This window comes from Collinsella sp. HCP28S3_E12 (genome assembly GCF_052065595.1).
Lineage (GTDB): Bacteria > Actinomycetota > Coriobacteriia > Coriobacteriales > Coriobacteriaceae > Collinsella.
Map to the genome: position 1 here is coordinate 79,951 of NZ_JBQHTS010000004.1, position 17,172 is coordinate 97,122.

The 17,172-nt window shown below is 59.0% G+C and carries 17 protein-coding genes and 5 tRNA genes; 4 read left to right on the plus strand and 18 right to left on the minus strand.

Annotation, left to right across the window (positions count from 1 at the left end):
* Positions 1 to 105 precede the first annotated feature (105 nt).
* From ACTNBY_RS02635 to ACTNBY_RS02680, 10 genes are all read right to left on the minus strand, one after another.
* Entirely contained in the window at positions 106 to 1,392 is a 1,287-nt protein-coding gene (locus ACTNBY_RS02635) for an adenylosuccinate synthase (RefSeq protein ID WP_427717940.1), read from the minus strand.
* A gap of 92 nt (positions 1,393 to 1,484) precedes the next feature.
* A complete protein-coding gene (dnaB, locus tag ACTNBY_RS02640; protein WP_427718155.1) occupies positions 1,485 to 2,882 on the minus strand; it encodes a replicative DNA helicase in 1,398 nt (465 codons plus the stop codon).
* A 220-nt stretch (positions 2,883 to 3,102) separates the two neighbouring features.
* On the minus strand, positions 3,103 to 3,642 hold the full coding sequence (gene rplI / locus ACTNBY_RS02645; protein ID WP_441048771.1) for a 50S ribosomal protein L9: 540 nt from the start codon (positions 3,640 to 3,642) through the stop codon (positions 3,103 to 3,105).
* A gap of 15 nt (positions 3,643 to 3,657) precedes the next feature.
* On the minus strand, positions 3,658 to 3,924 hold the full coding sequence (gene rpsR, locus ACTNBY_RS02650) for a 30S ribosomal protein S18 (RefSeq protein ID WP_006235829.1): 267 nt from the start codon (positions 3,922 to 3,924) through the stop codon (positions 3,658 to 3,660).
* A 72-nt stretch (positions 3,925 to 3,996) separates the two neighbouring features.
* Positions 3,997 to 4,449, minus strand: coding sequence for a single-stranded DNA-binding protein (locus ACTNBY_RS02655; RefSeq protein ID WP_006235830.1), 453 nt, complete (start codon positions 4,447 to 4,449; stop codon positions 3,997 to 3,999).
* 48 nt (positions 4,450 to 4,497) lie between these two features.
* Positions 4,498 to 4,791, minus strand: a complete 294-nt coding sequence (gene rpsF / locus ACTNBY_RS02660; RefSeq protein WP_006235831.1) for a 30S ribosomal protein S6 — start codon at positions 4,789 to 4,791, stop codon at positions 4,498 to 4,500.
* A 376-nt stretch (positions 4,792 to 5,167) separates the two neighbouring features.
* A complete protein-coding gene (locus tag ACTNBY_RS02665; RefSeq protein ID WP_441063249.1) occupies positions 5,168 to 5,734 on the minus strand; it encodes a hypothetical protein in 567 nt (188 codons plus the stop codon).
* Between the two features lie 69 nt (positions 5,735 to 5,803).
* A complete protein-coding gene (locus ACTNBY_RS02670; protein ID WP_441063250.1) occupies positions 5,804 to 6,517 on the minus strand; it encodes a hypothetical protein in 714 nt (237 codons plus the stop codon).
* Between the two features lie 101 nt (positions 6,518 to 6,618).
* Positions 6,619 to 7,968, minus strand: a complete 1,350-nt coding sequence (locus ACTNBY_RS02675) for a family 4 glycosyl hydrolase (RefSeq protein WP_441063252.1) — start codon at positions 7,966 to 7,968, stop codon at positions 6,619 to 6,621.
* 104 nt (positions 7,969 to 8,072) lie between these two features.
* Positions 8,073 to 9,626 (minus strand): PTS transporter subunit EIIC, encoded by a 1,554-nt coding sequence (locus tag ACTNBY_RS02680; protein ID WP_441063254.1) that lies wholly within the window; start codon positions 9,624 to 9,626, stop codon positions 8,073 to 8,075.
* A gap of 335 nt (positions 9,627 to 9,961) precedes the next feature.
* On the opposite strand from ACTNBY_RS02680, the gene ACTNBY_RS02685 reads away from it, so the two are divergent.
* From ACTNBY_RS02685 to ACTNBY_RS02700, 4 genes are all read left to right on the plus strand, one after another.
* Positions 9,962 to 10,052, plus strand: a tRNA-Ser gene (locus ACTNBY_RS02685).
* Between the two features lie 48 nt (positions 10,053 to 10,100).
* Positions 10,101 to 10,191, plus strand: a tRNA-Ser gene (locus tag ACTNBY_RS02690).
* Positions 10,192 to 10,491: 300 nt separating this feature from the next.
* The gene (locus ACTNBY_RS02695) at positions 10,492 to 11,181 is read left to right on the plus strand and encodes a trimeric intracellular cation channel family protein (RefSeq protein ID WP_229770653.1); all 690 of its coding nucleotides are present in this window, start codon (positions 10,492 to 10,494) and stop codon (positions 11,179 to 11,181) included.
* Positions 11,182 to 11,365: 184 nt separating this feature from the next.
* The gene (locus ACTNBY_RS02700; protein WP_441063255.1) at positions 11,366 to 12,511 is read left to right on the plus strand and encodes a hypothetical protein; all 1,146 of its coding nucleotides are present in this window, start codon (positions 11,366 to 11,368) and stop codon (positions 12,509 to 12,511) included.
* Between the two features lie 104 nt (positions 12,512 to 12,615).
* On the opposite strand, the gene typA is transcribed toward ACTNBY_RS02700, so the two are convergent.
* The 8 genes from typA to ACTNBY_RS02740 form a co-directional block, all read right to left on the minus strand.
* Positions 12,616 to 14,454: a translational GTPase TypA gene (gene typA / locus ACTNBY_RS02705; protein ID WP_154516764.1), complete on the minus strand. Its 1,839-nt coding sequence runs from the start codon at positions 14,452 to 14,454 to the stop codon at positions 12,616 to 12,618.
* Positions 14,455 to 14,572: 118 nt separating this feature from the next.
* Positions 14,573 to 15,022: a hypothetical protein gene (locus tag ACTNBY_RS02710; protein WP_154516767.1), complete on the minus strand. Its 450-nt coding sequence runs from the start codon at positions 15,020 to 15,022 to the stop codon at positions 14,573 to 14,575.
* Between the two features lie 30 nt (positions 15,023 to 15,052).
* The gene (locus ACTNBY_RS02715; RefSeq protein ID WP_427717929.1) at positions 15,053 to 15,442 is read right to left on the minus strand and encodes a hypothetical protein; all 390 of its coding nucleotides are present in this window, start codon (positions 15,440 to 15,442) and stop codon (positions 15,053 to 15,055) included.
* A complete protein-coding gene (locus tag ACTNBY_RS02720; protein WP_427748159.1) occupies positions 15,443 to 15,943 on the minus strand; it encodes a bifunctional nuclease family protein in 501 nt (166 codons plus the stop codon).
* Positions 15,944 to 16,200: 257 nt separating this feature from the next.
* A tRNA-Ile gene (locus ACTNBY_RS02725) sits at positions 16,201 to 16,277 on the minus strand.
* A gap of 4 nt (positions 16,278 to 16,281) precedes the next feature.
* A tRNA-Ala gene (locus tag ACTNBY_RS02730) sits at positions 16,282 to 16,357 on the minus strand.
* 67 nt (positions 16,358 to 16,424) lie between these two features.
* Positions 16,425 to 16,501: transfer RNA gene (locus ACTNBY_RS02735), tRNA-Ile, on the minus strand.
* A gap of 156 nt (positions 16,502 to 16,657) precedes the next feature.
* Positions 16,658 to 17,167: a hypothetical protein gene (locus tag ACTNBY_RS02740; RefSeq protein WP_441063256.1), complete on the minus strand. Its 510-nt coding sequence runs from the start codon at positions 17,165 to 17,167 to the stop codon at positions 16,658 to 16,660.
* Between the last annotated feature and the right edge of the window lie 5 nt (positions 17,168 to 17,172).

The following is a 17,172-nucleotide window of genomic DNA, read 5'->3' on the forward strand; positions in this document are numbered from 1 at the left end:
GGATTAACGGCCCGTCAACCATGCGGGCCCATTACAAGCAAATATACCCCTCGGCCGCCCGTCCGGGCTGCGAAGGGGTATATCGCAATGACCAAATAACGCCGATTACTTCCAGAATCGGTTGATGATCTGCTCGCGGCCGGCGCCAACACCGACAAACGTCACGCGCGTGTGCGCCAGATCCTCGACAAATGCCACGTAGTCCTGAGCCTCCTGCGGCAGCTCCTCAAAGCTGCGGCAGCCGGTGATATCGCACTTCCAGCCAGGAAGCTCCTCGTAGATGGGCTTGGCATGCTCAAAGCGCACCTGGTGCTCGGGCACGCTGGTGTAGCGCTCGCCGTCGACGTCATAGGCCACGCACACCTTAATGGTGTCGAAGACCGAAAGCACGTCGAGCTTGGTCAGGGCGATGTCGGTAAGACCGTTGACGCGCGAGGCGTAGTTGGCGATGGGACCGTCAAACCAGCCGCAGCGGCGACGGCGACCGGTGGTCACGCCGTACTCATAGCCCTCCTCGGTCAGCGTATGGCCGGCCTCGGACTCGTAGGAAAGCTCAGTGGGCATGGGGCCTGCACCGACGCGGGTGATGTAGGCCTTCATGACGCCCAGCACGCGATCGACGTTTTTCATGCCAACACCAGAACCGGTGATCGCGCCGCCGGCGGTGCAGTTAGAAGATGTGACAAACGGATAGGTGCCGTGGTCGATATCGAGCAATGTTGCCTGGGCGCCCTCAAAGAGCAGGGTCTTGCCCTCATCGATCATGTTGTTGAGCAGCAGGCTCGTCTCGGTGATGTACGGGCGCAGGCGCTCGGCCATGGGCAGGTACTCTTCACAGATCTGGTCCACGGTGTAGGTGGGCAGGCCGTAAAGCAGCTCGAGCTCGGGATTCACGCGGGCAAGAGCGGTTTCCAGCTTGTCGCGGAAGAGCTCCTCGTCCAGCATGTCCTGCATACGAAGACCAATACGAGCCATCTTGTCCTGATAGCACGGGCCAATGCCGCGCTTGGTGGTACCGATGCTCTTCTTGCCGAGCTTCTGCTCAAAGGCGCCGTCCAGGTCGACGTGATACGGCATGATCACGTGTGCGTTGCCGCTGATCTTGAGGTTCTTGGTGGTGATGCCATCGGCCTCGAACATGTCGATCTCCTCAAGGACAACCTTGGGGTTGACGACGCAGCCGTTGCCAATCACCGACACGTGGTCGGCGTACATGATGCCGGAGGGCACCTGGTGCAGGCCGTACTTCTTGCCGTTGACAACGATGGTGTGGCCGGCGTTGTTGCCGCCCGAATAGCGCACGACGGCATCGAAGTCGCCGGCGATCAGGTCGCAGATCTTACCCTTGCCCTCATCGCCCCACTGGGCACCGACCAAAACGGTTGACGGCATGTTTACTCCTTACATACATGGACTGTCTGCGCGCCACACGGCGGGCAGAAGCACAAAACATTCCCAGTATACCCGTGCAACGGGCGCCTGTCCTACTCCTCGGTATGCACCCCATCAAGCTCATAGAACTTGGTAGACGCCGGCAGGAACATCAGGTCGACGTCGCCGATCGGGCCCGAGCGGTTCTTGGCCACGACAATACGCGTGACGCCCTCGTCGGGTCGGTCGTCGCGCGAGGCCTCAGCCTCGTCGGCGGAACGGTCCAAGAACATGACGATATCGGCGTCCTGCTCGATGGAGCCCGATTCGCGCAGGTCGGAAAGCTGCGGGCGCTTGCCGGTACGGGATTCGACCTGACGCGACAGCTGAGACAGCGCGATCAGCGGAATCTTGAGTTCCTTGGCCATAATCTTTAAGCCACGAGACATCTCGGAGACCTCGACGGTGCGACTCTCGGAACGACGTCCCGGCGGAGGACTCACCAGCTGCAGGTAGTCCAAGATAATGATGGCCTTCTCCTTGTTGTGGAGCATGCGGCGGCTCTTGGCGCGAATCTCGGTCACCGTGGTGCCGGGCGTATCGTCAATCAGAATATCGAGCTTGGACAAGGTCTGCGTGGCCTCGTTGATATTGGCCCACTGCTCGGGGCTAATGCGACCCATGCGAAAATCACTGATCGAAATCATGGCATAGGCGCAAATCAGGCGCTGGGCAATTTCCTTGCCCGACATCTCCAGCGAGAAAAAGCCGACGGTGTAGCCCGCAGCGGCGGCATTGAGCGCCAGGTTTAGAGCGAACGAGGTCTTACCCACGGCGGGGCGGGCGCCGATAATGATGAGCTGGCCCTCGCGGAAGCCCATAAGCATGCGGTCGAGTGACGGGAAGCCCGTGGGAACGCCCGCTGCCTGGCCACCGGCCTGGCACACTTCCTCGGCCTCGTTATAGGCCTCGACCATAAACTCGGTCAGTGTCTTGTAGCTCGACTTAACCTCGCGCGCCGTAACCTTGAGCAGCTTGCTCTCGGCCAGCTCCACGACCTCTTTGGTATCGGTGGGGGCGTTATAGGCCAGCGCGTTAATCTCGTTGGTGGCGCCGATCAGCTCACGCAGCATCGAGTCGCGACGAACGATGGCGGCATGGTGCTGCCAGTTGACGAGCGACAGGGTCTGACCCATCAGCTCCAAAATGTACGCCTCGCCGCCCACGGCATCGAGCTTGTTGATGCTTCGCAGGTAATCGATCAGCGAGATGGAGTCGATGGGGATGCGACTGTTGTACATATCGACCATCGCGGTATAGATGGTCTTATGAATGGGCCGGTAGAAATCATCGGGCTGCAGCTCGACCTGGGCTTCTTCGACCACTTCGGGCGATAGCAGCATGGCGGCCAGCACGTTGGCCTCTGCATCTTGGTTTTGGGGGAGACCCAACTTGGAGCCGCGGTCCTCGACCGTCAGCCATGTCTCCCTATCGTCATATGCCATGAGCATCCTCATTCATATCGCTTGCGAGCATCCATAGTATCAGCCACAGCTTTAAATCGAGGCGCGCCTTAACAATCATCACCGAACCAAACGGATGAACGGTCCCTTATGTGGGACTGCATCTCAATGTATGACGTGACACCCACTCAGCGCAAAAAAAATAAAAGGGCGCCCCGGTCTCCCAGAGCGCCCTTCTTAGAACAAGATTGTTGCGTTGCAGCAAATGCTACTCGGCAGCAGCCTCGGTCTCGACCTCGGCGGTCTCGGCCTCGGCGACCTCAGCGGCCTCCTCGGCCTCAGCCTCGGCAGCGAGCTCCTCGGCGGTAACGCCGACGAGAACGACAACCTCGGCCTTGATCTCGCGGTACAGCGAGATGGCAACGGTGTGGGCACCGGCAACCTTGATGGGCTTGCCGAGCTCGACGCGCTTGCGGTCGATGTCCATACCGAGCTGATCCTTGATGGCGTCAGCGATCATAGCGGCGGTGACGGAGCCAAAGAGGATGCCCTCGTCGCCGACCTTGACGTCGACGGTGACCTGCTTGCCCTCGAGGGCAGCCTTGGTCTCGTTGGCGGTAGCCAGACGGACGGCCTCGCGCTTGGCGATGTTGTTGCGACGCTCGTCAAGCTGCTTGAGGTTGCCCTTGGTGGCGGCAACAGCGAGCTTCTTGGGGAACAGGAAGTTCTCAGCGTAACCCTGAGCGACCTCTACGACGTCACCCTCGCCGCCCTTGCCCTTGATCTCATCGAGAAGAATAACCTTCATGATGCGTCTCCCTTCTTAGCCGCGGTCGCGGTTGCCACGAGAGGAAACCACGGGGACGGTGTACGGCAGGAGAGCCATCTCGCGGGCACGCTTGATGGCGTTGGCGATGTCATGCTGATGCTGCGTGCAAGCGCCAGTGACGCGACGGGGCTTGATCTTGCCACGGTCGGTCATGTACTTACGGAGAAGCTGAGTGTCCTTATAGTCGATGAACTCAGTGTTCTCCTTGCAGAACTGGCAGTACTTACGACGCGGCTGACGTGCAGAAAAATCATTAGCCATGTCAAAATACCTTTCATTTGGCAACTTCGGCGAACCGAAGCCGCCTCTCACTCAAAAATAGGTGAACAACCCTTAAAACGGGATGTCCTCATCGTAGACGTCGACCGCGGGCGGCGTAGCCACCGGTGCGGCAGGACGTGCTGCGGGCGCGGGAGCTGCGGGGGCGTAACCGCCCTGATCGTAGCCACCCTGGCCACCACGGGAGCTCATAAACTCGATCTCATCGACGATGACCTCAAGCTTGCTCCTGCGCTGACCGTCGCGCTCCCAAGAGCTGTAGCGCAGCTTGCCCTCGATCGCGACCTTGTTTCCCTTTGCCAGGAAACGGCTCACGGCCTCGGCGCGGGTGCCGAACATAGTGCAGTCGACAAAGTTGGGATAGTCCTCCCACTCGCCAGTCTGCGCATTGCGGCGGCGATCGTTCACGGCGACGCCAAAGGACAGAACCTGGGTTCCGCCGGCAGTGGCGCGCAGCTCGGGATCGCGGGTGAGGTTACCGGTGATGTTCACTCGATTGATGCTCATTACTCACTACTTCCTCTTGGGGCACAAGCCCAGTCCAAAACGACAGTCTTACTCCTGGTCGTCGCGACGGACGATCATGTGGCGGACCACAGCGTCGGTGATGCGCAGGACGCGATCAAGCTCGGCGATCTGGGTAGGATCTGCGTGGAAGTTGATGAGGGTGTAGTCACCATCGGTGAGGTCGTTGATCTCGTAGGCGAGCTTGCGCTTGCCCCACTCGTCAACGGAGTCGACCTTGCCAGCGCCCTCAGCGATCGTGGTATCGATACGCTTCATAACAGCGAGACGAGTCTCGGGGTCGAGCGACGGGTCAACAAAGAACAGCAGTTCATAAGCCTTCATATTGTCACCTCCTCTGGACAAATGTGGCTTCAGGTCGTGAAGGTGCGCCTGAAGCAGGAAAAGACTTGGTAATAGTATCTTTCAACCTCCCAGGCTGCAAGAATATGCAGCTACAACCTCATGACCTCCACATATGCCCATACTCGCACGGCCTTTCTTGCATATTCCAACCAAATGCTGTCCAGATGCCTGACGGATTCGATAGCAAGATACGCCGCGGCGAGGACATCCTGAGCCAAACCGCAGGTCGCCGACTGCAAGGTTGTGGTCGCAAAATGCATACCAGTGGCTCTCCGCGCACACAAAATCCACCGGAACTTAAGTATTTGGAGCAGATAAAACCCCTGTTTGGGCGGGCATCTCGGCATCGCACCCGTCAGCCCACCCCCCTTGCGTATTCAGCCAGCACGCGCTCGAGATATGCCAGGACTCCGGCGGTGAAGTAATTGGGCTTATAATCGGCGTTGCTCGACTTGTTGTTCTTGATCACGACGTTGACCCCAGCGAGCTTCGAGATAGGCGTGTCGTGGCTCGCCGTGATCGCAATGATCTCGTATCCGAGCTCGGCAGCGTGGACGCACGACGGAAACAGGGCCATTCCGCTCTCATTCAAGACCAAAAGCACACCATCGCTCATCGCATCCGCCACGCCATGCCCATACGGCATCGCCGATATCCCCAGCTCGCCCAAGCGGATGAGCATATATTCGAGGCAGATCTCGACATCGCCCACCGAATCGATGAGGACCGTCTCTCCAGCATGGCGCTTAAGAACCGAAACGACCGTCTCCACGCTCTCAGCCAACACCCCCACAGACTCCCCCGAGCCGTGGTAGTGCCTCAGCTGCTCCGTGAAGTCGCTCCAGCTCGCATAGCCCAAGCTCACCGCAGCGCGCGCGACCGTCGAGCGGGCGACACCCGTCGCCTCCGCCGTCTCGCGCACCGTGGGCCTCTTTCCCAGTCGAGCCCTCGACCGTACGTATTCGTACACCCTGCTCTCATTTGCCTTCATCTAAGCCAGCCCCCTACTGAGTCCCGAGTAGACGGCAAATGCCTTCTCGAGCAGTACGATCACTCGAGAAACGAACATGTCCGTCTCGAGGCCGTCATTTTGCGCAATCGGGACGACCATATCGGCATCGGTGTCGCTGGCGCGGCGCCTATCGTCCGAGACCACCACGATAAAGAAGCCTGCCCTCCGCGCGGCAGAGAGCATGCCTTTGCCGTAATCGTCCGCCTGTCCTCGCCCCTCTCTTCCCGGCAGCTCTTTGTGAAAGTAGAAAAAGGCCACCCCGGGCTCCAGACCACAGGGGTCCGCCATGGCATAGTCGTAGGACGGAGGAACCGATAACCCAAACGACGCGAGCTTGCGGCTCATATACGAGGCGATGAGCGCTGCGCACCGGCGGTCCCCCGAGAAGATGAAGTTGCCCTTGCCCCGGCACGCGAGAAACACATGCGCCAGGCTCCCCGCCTGCGCGTCGGCATCTCCCTCGACGATGCGCCGGGGGAGCAGCAGGGTGTCGCTCGACTGGGCGTTGAGGCGCACGTTGCAGGCAAAGTCGTTGAAACCGCGATATCCGAGCTTTTGAACCGCCTTGATAACAGTCCCTTTTGCCACATGGCACTCCTCAGCGAGCTCTGTGAGCGTAATCTCCTCGTTTTGCGCGACATGTTGCGAGATATGGCGAAACACCGCCCGCTCGAGCTCAGAAAGATGAACCACAACAACACCTCTTTTGCACTCCGAAACGCCAAAAAGCGGCTCCATCCACAAAGGAATAGAGCCGCATCATAACGCACATCTCGAAAAGACGTCCTATTTGACTACTTAAGCTCGGGCCAGTACTCCTTGTTTGCCGCGATGTAGTCATCGAGCAGGGCGCGGGCCTTATCCGTGTCGTTAACCAGGCGGTTGAGCGTCAGCGCGTCGAGGGCTTTGCGGTAGCTCCCCTCGAGTGCAGCATCGGCCGTCAGCTTCTCGTAAGCAAACTGGTTCTCAAGCAGGCCTTTCTGGAAGGCCGGGATCTCGCCCACGTTAAGCGGCTCGAGGCCGTTGGTGCCGGCGATGCAGGGAACCTCGACCATGGCGCCCTCGGAGAAATTGGGGATGATGCCGTTGTTCTCGGTCATGCACAGGAACACATCGTGCGTGTTGTGGGCGAGGGCGTAGGCGAGGTCGACGATATAGGTGGCGTGGTCGTCGTCCTTGAGACTTTCAAGCGTAAAGGCGTACTTGGTACCCTCAAACTTGCCGTTGGCGATAACCTCGTCAATCATCTCGAAGATCATCTTCTCGTGACCGTTCATGACCTCATCAGCGCGGGTGTAGTCGGGGTTTTCCTCGGCAAGCATATGCTGATTGTACAGATAGTACTGGAGGTAGGTGTTGGGAAGCATACCGTCGCTGCACTCGCGGACCATCTTGCGCATAAAGTGGAAGGTTGCCGACCAGCTGGCATCGAGCTCGCTGAAGGCCTCCTCGGGAAGGTCCTCAGAGAAGATCTCGCGCAGGCGCGGCAGGTAATCCTCGCCGGTCTCCTTGTCGAGCACTGCCGTGAACCAGCCATAGTGGTTCAGCCCGAAGTAACGCGGCTCGATGGAGTTGCGGGGCACGCCGAGAGCGTCTGCGTACTGGTTCATGATGCCGACGGGCATATCGCAGATATTGATGACGCGCTTGTCGCCGGGGAAGACGCGCTTGGTAGCCTCGGCGACAATGGCCGCCGGGTTGGAGTAGTTGAGCACCCAGGCCTCGGGGGAGTACTTGCGGATGTTCTTGATGATGTCGCAGACAGCGGGGATGGAGCGCATGCCGTAAGCAAAGCCGCCGGCGCCGCAGGTCTCCTGGCCGATGCAGCCGTGCTTAAGGGCGATATGCTCGTCGGAGCGACGCATCTTCATGCGACCGGCGCGAATCTGCATAAAGGCAAAGTCGATATCGGTAAAAGCTACCTCGGGATCAGTGGTGTCAATAACCTCGCAGCCGGGATAGTACTCATTCATCAGCAGGCGGCCGTACTCGCCCACCTTGGCCTGGCGATCGTATTCGTTATCGTACAGAACGACCTTGGACAGGGGAAAACGCTCCTGCTCGGCCACGAGCATCTTAAGGATACCCGGCGTATAGCGAGAGCCGCCGCCGACGATACAGACCGTGAACTTTTTGTCTTCCATGATGTTCTCCTTGATCTTGATTAAGTCGGGGTGAAGCCTTGGCCCCACCCCGGACCGACTAACTTGAGAGGTCCGCGTATAGGACCTAGGCTCTATGAGAGGGATTAATCCCCTTCACGGCCGAGCGCGTGGTTGACGGCGTCCGCAACCTCCTGGACCTTCATGCCCACGACGACCTGGATATTGTTGGGACCACCCTCGACGATACCGCTGTTCTGCACCTTGTTGAGAGTGTCCTTGTCGACAAGGCCCATGTCGTTGACGTCAACGCGCAAGCGAGTGAAGCAGTTCATGACGCGCTTGATGTTGGCGGGACCGCCAAAGCCCTCGATAAGCGTCTGGACATCCTCCGCAGAGACGGCCGAGGACTGCTCACCAGAGCCGATCTCGCCCGAGACATCGCTGCCAAAATCGTCCTCGCGGCCCGGCGTGACGAGGTTGAGCTTGAGAATCAGGAAGCGGAAGACAACGAACCACACGAGGATTGCAATTGCGCCGACAGGAATGATTACAAACCAGTGGGAGAGGTCCGCAGGAAGGGCGATCAGGCCGGGAACCGTCTCGATGAAGCCGGTAAGCAGCGCACGCCACCCGGTTGCGAACAGGATGCACTGGAACAGGCCGTCGAGCGCTGCGTTGACCACAAAGAGAATCGGCGAGGCCCAGAGATACATGAACTCGAACGGCTCGGTGATACCGGCAAGGATAGCCACAAGGGCGGCCGGAACGAGCATGGCGCGAACCTGCGAACGGTGCTCGGGCTTGGCCACGCTGATAAAGGCGAGGACCGTGCCGATGGTGCCAAACCACTTGCCAAAACCGAGCAGGCTGAACCTGATGGAGGGATCCATGGCGGTGATAGATGCGGTGTTGCCAAGCTCGGCCATAAAGATGTTGTAAGAGCCAGAGACAGCCTCGCCGGCGATCTGAGCGGTGCCGCCCACGGCGGAGTACATAAAGGGCATCCAAAGCAGGTGGTGCATACCTGTGGGGATCAGGAGCTTGTTGAGGAAACCGTAGACCCACTGACCGGCGTAACTGGCGGAATACATGAAGCTCTGCAGGCTGTTGATCCAGCCATTGACGACCGGCCACACATAGCACATCGCAACGCCGAGCACGATCGCAATCACGAGCGTGATGAGAAAGACAAAGCGGGTGCCGCCATAGGTGCTGATGACCTCGGGGAATTTGACATCGCAGAACTTGTTGAACGCCCAGCCGTTGATGCAGCCCAGAATAATGCCGATAAACACGCCCATATCGACCACCTGCACGCCAAGGACCATGCCTTGGCCGGTACCATAGAGGCCGTTGGTGGCATCCACCAGCATGTTGTTCTGGGTGAGCCAGAAATTGTTGGCAAACAGGAAAATCAGGAACGTCGACGCCGCAATCACGGCCGCATCGCCCTTCTTCTTATTGGCCAAGGCGCACGTGAGGCCGATGCAAAAGATCAGACCGAGGTTTCCCACGACGCCCGAGTTGACGCAATTGTACAGAAGCTGACCGAGAACGTTGAGCGGGGCGGGCATACCGTCCATTTTGAGAATGACGCTGAAGGCGAGCAGGATGCCGGCAACAGCGAGAAACATGACCGGCTTGATGATTGCGCCCGAGAAGCGCTTCATCGCTCCTTGGATATCGATTTTCACCATATCCTCCCTAAATATGATTTGAATCAACCGATATTTGCAAAGGCTTAAACCTTTGCCACTGCAGCTGCCATTTAGAATACGGGTGCGCACTTCTCGTTTTAACGCCAGGTCGATCTCGTGTATTTGTCCCAGCTATCTCGACCTTTGTCCCACTTTTAAGCCGGCCGTGGGCGCAAAACGCCCGCTCGCCCCGCAACCGCGGTGTAGACGGCCGCGAGAGTCGATTCATCCAGGCCCCGCCGGGCACCAAGGCCAAGACGGAGGCAATTTTTGCTATCCGAAGATTTTTATTTGCCAAACCCCAAACTTCATGTACAATGAATCCCGCATTTAACGGAGAGTTGTCCGAGTGGCCGAAGGAGCACGATTGGAAATCGTGTAGGCGTCAAAAGCGTCTCCAGGGTTCAAATCCCTGACTCTCCGCCAGTTAATTCCAAAGCAGGCCTTTGTGCCTGCTTTGTTTTTACCCCACGCGGAGGGGTGGCAGAGTGGTTGAATGCGGCGGTCTCGAAAACCGTTTGGCCTGTATAAGGTCACGAGGGTTCGAATCCCTCCTCCTCCGCCATTTTGGTTGAGAAAGCTCCCAACAAAGGGAGCTTTTTTGTTTTGATTCCCTTACAGACAAATACGGCGGCGGAGGAGGGGTTCGAACCCGACAGGGCGTTCAACACCAACCCAGATCTCCAAACATGTACATCACCCTCCAAAGATGTCAAAAAATGTCGTTTTTGGATGCTGATGTACATGTTTGGAACCTGTGACCGCGCCCAGTTCCGACCGTTTACCGAGCAATGGGGTCACGACCCCCCACAACCATGTACTATGTACGGGCATTTTCCAATCCAACTACCCAAAGGAACCCACCTTGCCTGTCATCGCCACTGTAATCGTTACCGCACACGCCTCGGATGCCATGGTTGCCATCCCGTTTTGGCTCGAGATGTTCGCTGTCGTCGCGGCGTCGATTTCGGGTGTACTGGTTGCGCGCGAGCACAAACTCGATCTGGTGGGCGCCGTCGCGCTCGCCGTGGTCTGCGGTCTGGGCGGCGGCCTTTTGCGCGATATGACGCTCCAGGTGGGCAACGTCTACATCCTTAACCAGCCCATGGCGCTTCCGCTGTCTATCGCCACGGCGGCCATCATCTACATCTTCCCTGCCATCGTCGACAAGCCCGACAAGCTCATCCCCCTGCTCGACATCATCTCGGTGGGTATTTATGCGGCAACCGGCGCAGATAAGGCGCTCGTGTACGGATTTGCACCGGTCGTGTGCATCATGATGGGCTTTTTTACCGCGGTAGGCGGCGGCATGCTGCGCGATGGTTTTATGGGCGTGGTGCCGGGTATTTTCCAGCGCACCAACTTCTATGCCATCGCGGCTATCGCTGGATCGGCAAGCTATGTTTGCCTTGTCATGAGCGGCTTGGTCAGCAATGTCGTCGCGCTGGTCGTTTGCGTCGCAGTGACTATGGGCCTGCGCTGGCTCTCGCTGCGCTTTGACATCAAAAGCCCCACCGAGGACGATATCGCGCGTTTCCTACATCGTAAAAAATAGATAGCACGGCCCGGCCCATCGCAAGGTGACAGCCTGTCTACAACCGGCCGCAGACCCGATATCCCACGACACCCTACGTAGGCAATTGCCCATGCAGAATACTGCAACCGCGAGTTTCTTTTAGAGCGAAGGCGCAATGGGTACCATATTGGGCGTATGCAAATCACCAAGCAAAGGATTCACCATGCCTCACAACCAACCCGCGGCGGCGCAACATCACAGCGTGCGCGGACACCTCATTATGGCCTTCGCGCTTATCGCGCTGGCGTTTACCGCGCTGCCTTCCATGGCATTCGCCGGCACCGACACCGCGGGCAATGTTTTCGTGTCCGACGGGGATTCCAGTCCATCCGGCGTCGGGGGCGATCTGTACTGGGCCGGTCAAAGCCTTAGCCTGGACGACGCGTCCATCGACCGCGATATCATCGCCGCCGGCGAAAGCCTGTCGATTCGCGACTGCACCGTAGGCGGCGCCGTTCGCCTGGCGGCGCGCACCATCGATATCGCCAAGACCACCATTGATGGAAGCGTGACAGTTGCCGCTCAGCACGTCGTACTTAACTCCGGCAGTACCGCCAATTGCTTCTATGCCGCAGGTGAGACGGTTGCCCTGCGCGGCTCCGCCAAGTCGGCAGTGCTCGCGGGCAGTACGGTAACCATCGACGGCACTGTCGATGGCGATGTTGAGGTCTGGGCCGACAAGCTGGTGCTCGGCAAAAACGCCAACATCACCGGCACCGTAAACGCTCATGTCTCACAGGACCCCGAACGCGCCGACGGCGCCAAAGTGGGAGCCCTCAAGATCGACCGCACCGAGAACGAGAATACCTCCACCATCAACGACGTCATCGGCGGCATCGTTGCCGCAGCTCTTTCCACCTGCTTTGTCGCGATTCTCCTTGAGCTCGTCTTTCCGCGTGCAACAGCCAGCGCGGCCGGCATGCTTCACCAGCACCCCGCCCCGCTGTGGGTGAGCGGTCTTTTGGGCACGGTAGCCGCCGTTCCCGCCATCTTGCTGCTCATCATCTCTATTGCCGGCCTGTCGCTCGCCGGAGCCCTGATGTGCGGCGTCATCGGCATCGCCCTGGTCTCGGCGGCCTTTGCGGGCACCGCGGTCGCACGCATGGTCGGGCACAGCCAGAACCGCTACGCCATGGCCGCCGTGGGCGGCGCCATCGCCGGCGCCCTTACGGCACTTCCCCTTATGGGCAACTTTATCAGCGGCGTGGCCTTCGTCTTTATGCTGGGCTATCTCATTCAGATCATCTGGCGCAACGCCCACGTCAAGCCGCAACAAGCCCCCAACACCCCGGGCCTTCCCTCCGCCTAACCGCCAACCACCGCAAAGGTGTCCTTCCTCTTTGTGGTCGTACAAAAAGGGCGCCGGCCGCGATGGCCGACGCCCTTTCTTGTGAATGCTACAGAGCTCAGCGCTTATTTGTTGACCTGACCGGCGCGAACGGCAGCCTTCTTGCGATCGGTGGCGTTGAGCAGACGCTTGCGCAGACGGATGTTCTTGGGGGTGATCTCCACCAGTTCGTCATCGGCGATGTACTCCAGTGCCTCCTCCAGCGAGAAGGTGCGAGGCGGCACCAGCTGCACGGAGATATCGGAGGTCGAGGAACGCTGGTTGCCCAGGTTCTTGGTACGGGCGATGTTGACGACCATGTCGCCGGCCTTGCTGCGCTCACCCACGATCATGCCCTCGTAGCACTCGACACCCGGCTCAACAAACAGCTGGCCGCGCTCCTGCAGCGTGCCCAGAGCGTAGGCAACGGCCTTCTCGGTGGTCATGGAGATCATGGCGCCGTTCTGACGGTTGCCGATCTCGCCGGCGTAAGGACCGTACTCCAGGAAGGTGTGATAGAACACGCCCTCGCCGTGAGTGACGTTCATGATGCGGTTCTTAAGGCCCATGATGCCGCGGGTCGGGATCTTAAACTCAAGGTGCGTCACGATGCCCGAGGTGTCCATGCTGGTCATAATGCCGCCAGAGGTGCCAAAGACCTCGACGACCTTGCCCGAGTACTCGTCCGGGCACTCGACGACAGCCTGCTCGACGGGCTCCATCTTGTTGCCGTTCTCATCCTTCTTAAACAGAACGCGGGGACGGCCGACCTGGAACTCAAAGCCCTCGCGACGCATGGACTCCATCAGGACGGACAGGTGCAGAATGCCGCGGCCCGAGACCTCGACGCCGCTCTTGTCCTCGAGCTCCTCAATCTTCATGGTCACATTGTTCTCGGCCTCATTGAACAGGCGCTCCTTGAGCTGACGAGCGCCCACAATGTCGCCATCGCGGCCGACGAGCGGAGAGGTCGAGGCCTCAAAGACGATGGACAGGGTCGGCGGATCGATCTCGATAGGCTCGAGTTCGACGGGGTTCTCGGGATCGGTGTAGACATCGCCGATGTCGGTGCGCTCGATACCCACGACGGCGGCAATGTCGCCGGCGCCGACTTCCTGGCACTCGGTGCGGCCCAGGTAGTCGAAGGTAAAGAGCTGCTTGACGGTAGCGGTGGCGCTGGAACCGTCGTTCTTGACGACCAGGATCTGATCGCCCTGGCGAATGGTGCCGGAGTACACGCGGCCAATGCCGATGCGGCCGACAAAGTTGGAGTGGTCGATGGTCACGCACTGCATAGCGAGCGGCGCGGTCTCGTCAACCTCGGGCGCGGGCATGTCGTCGATGATCATGTCGAGCAGCGGGTACATGTCCATGTTGCCGTCGTTGGGGTCAAGGCGGGCAAAGCCATTCATGGCGCTGGCATAGACCACGTGCTCCATGGCAAACTCGAGCTGGTCGTCGGTGGCGCCCAGGTCGGCCATAAGGTCCAGACAGTCGTTATAGGCCTTCTCGGGGTTGGCGCCCGGACGGTCGATCTTGTTGATGACGATCATGATCTTAAGGCCGGTGTCGATGGCGTGACGTAGGACAAAGCGGGTCTGGGGCATGGGGCCCTCAAAGGCGTCGACCAGCAGCAGGGCGCCGTCGGCCATGCGCAGCACGCGCTCGACCTCACCGCCAAAGTCGGCGTGGCCCGGGGTGTCGATGACGTTGATCTTAACGTCCTTGTACTCGATAGAGATGTTCTTGGCGAGAATCGTGATGCCGCGCTCGCGCTCCTGGTCGTTGGAGTCCAGGACGCGATCCTCGACCTGCTGGTTGGCACGGAAGGCGTCCGTGGCACGCAGGAGCTTATCGACCATCGTCGTCTTACCGTGGTCGACGTGGGCGATAATGGCGATGTTCCTCAGATTGTCTACGCGCATGTAGTTCCCCTATCTTCTATCTATATACAAACGGCACGCGTATGCGACCCGTCCAGCAACACAACGCTCGGCGGGAATATTGAGCCTTTTACCGAAAAACTCGTTTATTTTAGCGATTCTAGATGAGAGGGGTTTCCTCACCTGCAGGTTCAGGGTCGCTCCACATAAAACCATCGCCGGCGCCCATGCCCTCGTACAGCACATATGCCGAAAAACCGCTCTCGAGCGTGGTCTCGAAGAAGCTAACGAGCAAAGCGTCGTGATATCCGCCCTCGATCTCCACACAGCCGGTGTAGCCGATGGCATAGCGGGCGATGCGGCCCAGGCCTTCGTCCTTGAGACCCATCTTGTGCTCGGAGATAAAGTTGGTGGCAGCCTCCAGGCATGCCTCCTCACCGTCCTCGTCGAGAGCCGCAAGATAGCGGTTGGAGGCGGCATCCTCGATCGCCACGACAACGCCCGGGTTTTCACCGGCGGCAAGGTCATCCAAAAACGCACCGATCAGATCGCACACCATGGCGTCGAGCTCGGCGGAGACGTTACCGGCGTCCTGCATATCCTGTGCCATCTTTTGACCTTCCCATCGCATTCGGCGTCGTTATAACTCCTGTGCCTCGGCCGCGATTCTGGCGGCAGCGTCACGGGCGCGAACCATATCCGCCGCGCGCTTGTCGAGCACCTTGATCTGGTTGGTCAGCATTACCGCATCGACCACGCCCCAGATCACCAGGCCCGTCGAAATCGAAAACCCAAGCGCACCAACTGTACCACGAAGCCGCGACAAGATTACCGCGGCAAGCGCGGAGACAACAACCATCTTGATATAGGAGTCACGGCGCTCGCGAAGGGTGCGAGCCTGCGTCACATACGCAATGCGCGCGGCCTCAAATGCCTCGGCGCGCATATGGGCTTCACGCGCGATAGCGGCTGCTTCGGTCGACACACTGGTACCCATCAGCGCTCGCCGTGCATCGTGCTCAACCGACATTTAGAAATCATCGGGCGAGAGCGTGTGGACAAACTCGTCAAACTTCTCGAACTCACTCTCGTCGTCAACCTCGTCGGCAAGCGGAGAGACGGTGCCCAAGCGATTCATGATGTCGTCCTCCACAAACATGGGGGCATTGCTGCGCACGGCAAGGGCGATAGCGTCGCTCGGTCGTGCGTCAAGCATACGCTCGCCCCTATCGGTGTGCACGACGACCGTCGCGTAGAACACCGGCGGCTCGGCGCGCACGATCTCGATACGCTCGATCTTCGCTCCCACCACTTCGATGGTATCGAGCAAAAGATCGTGGGTGATGGGGCGATCGGTGCGGCCGGTATCGATACCGCGGCTGATGGCCGCTGCCTCGTAGGAACCGGTCTGGATGGAAAGAGAGCGCAGCGGCGCGGACGAATCCGACTTACGGCAACGCTCGCGCAAGACGATCAGCGATGGCACGGGACCGGCGGCCATGACGATGGTCTCTATGTCGACACGAACCATGGAACACCTCCGGTACGTTGTTATTGGCATGCGCGGCAGCTCCGCCGCATTGAATAGCTATACTACCCAAACTTTCGCCCAGCACACAAAATCAAAGTAGTTAATTTGGGACGGGGCTTTTTTAGCTACCCAGCGGCAGGTCTAGAAACTGAGGCTGCGCAGAACAGGGTAGCCAAAAAAGCCCCGTCCCAAATTAACTGCTCCAACGGGTAAGAAAAAAGCCCCGAGGCAATGCCCCAGGGCTCTTAACGTTTTGATGGTGGACCTGACAAGATTCGAACTTGTGACCTCCCGGTTATCAGCCGGACGCTCTAACCAACTGAGCTACAGGTCCATCATGGTGGAGGTTAGGGGGATCGAACCCCTGACCTCAGGCTTGCAAAGCCCGCGCTCTCCCAGCTGAGCTAAACCCCCACGGATACAGTAATAAACACCCCAGCGGCGACTCGGCTCTCGCTGGGGTGTTTATTGCGAAAGAAAGTGGTGGACCTGACAAGATTCGAACTTGTGACCTCCCGGTTATCAGCCGGACGCTCTAACCAACTGAGCTACAGGTCCATCGCGCAAGGGATATATTAGCCTAGTTGCAAGATGGGAGTCAACAATTATTTGAGAATTTTTTTCTGCCGTATTCTCGCAGGTCAAGCATCCTATTGACCCTAACGGCAACAAAAAGGGCGAACCCGCTCTCGCAGGTTCGCCCCCATACCCCATCTACGCCAGGGCGGCAGAAAGTTGCTGGATTCCGTCGAACGCGGTCTCGGTGTTCTCGCCCGCGCGATCGATCTTTACAACCGAGCCTTTCCAAGTGGGCTCGGAGTCCTTGTCCTGAGCAGGCTTGTACTCGTCGGTCTTAACCACGTAGGCAAAATCGACTTCGTCGCGGTTGGGAAGATCCTGGGTATCAAAGCCGTACTCCAGACCCTCCAGAATCTCGCGCATGGCCTCGACGGTGCTTACGCCCGCCTGCAGCCTACGAACGCCTGTCTCGCTGTTGTACAGAACCGTGGGCGCCAGATACATCGTCCTGATGCGCTGCTGGCGCGTCTTCTCGAGCTTGTTGATCCAAACAACCAACACGGCGATCAGCACCCACCAAACGATGGAAATCACCAAGTCGAGCGGACTGTCGATCTTGTTGAATCCCAGCGAGTACCACAGGTACAGCAGGAAGATCGAAACCAAAGCCGAAACGGCAAGGACCAGATAGTTGCTCTTCTTCATGGCTC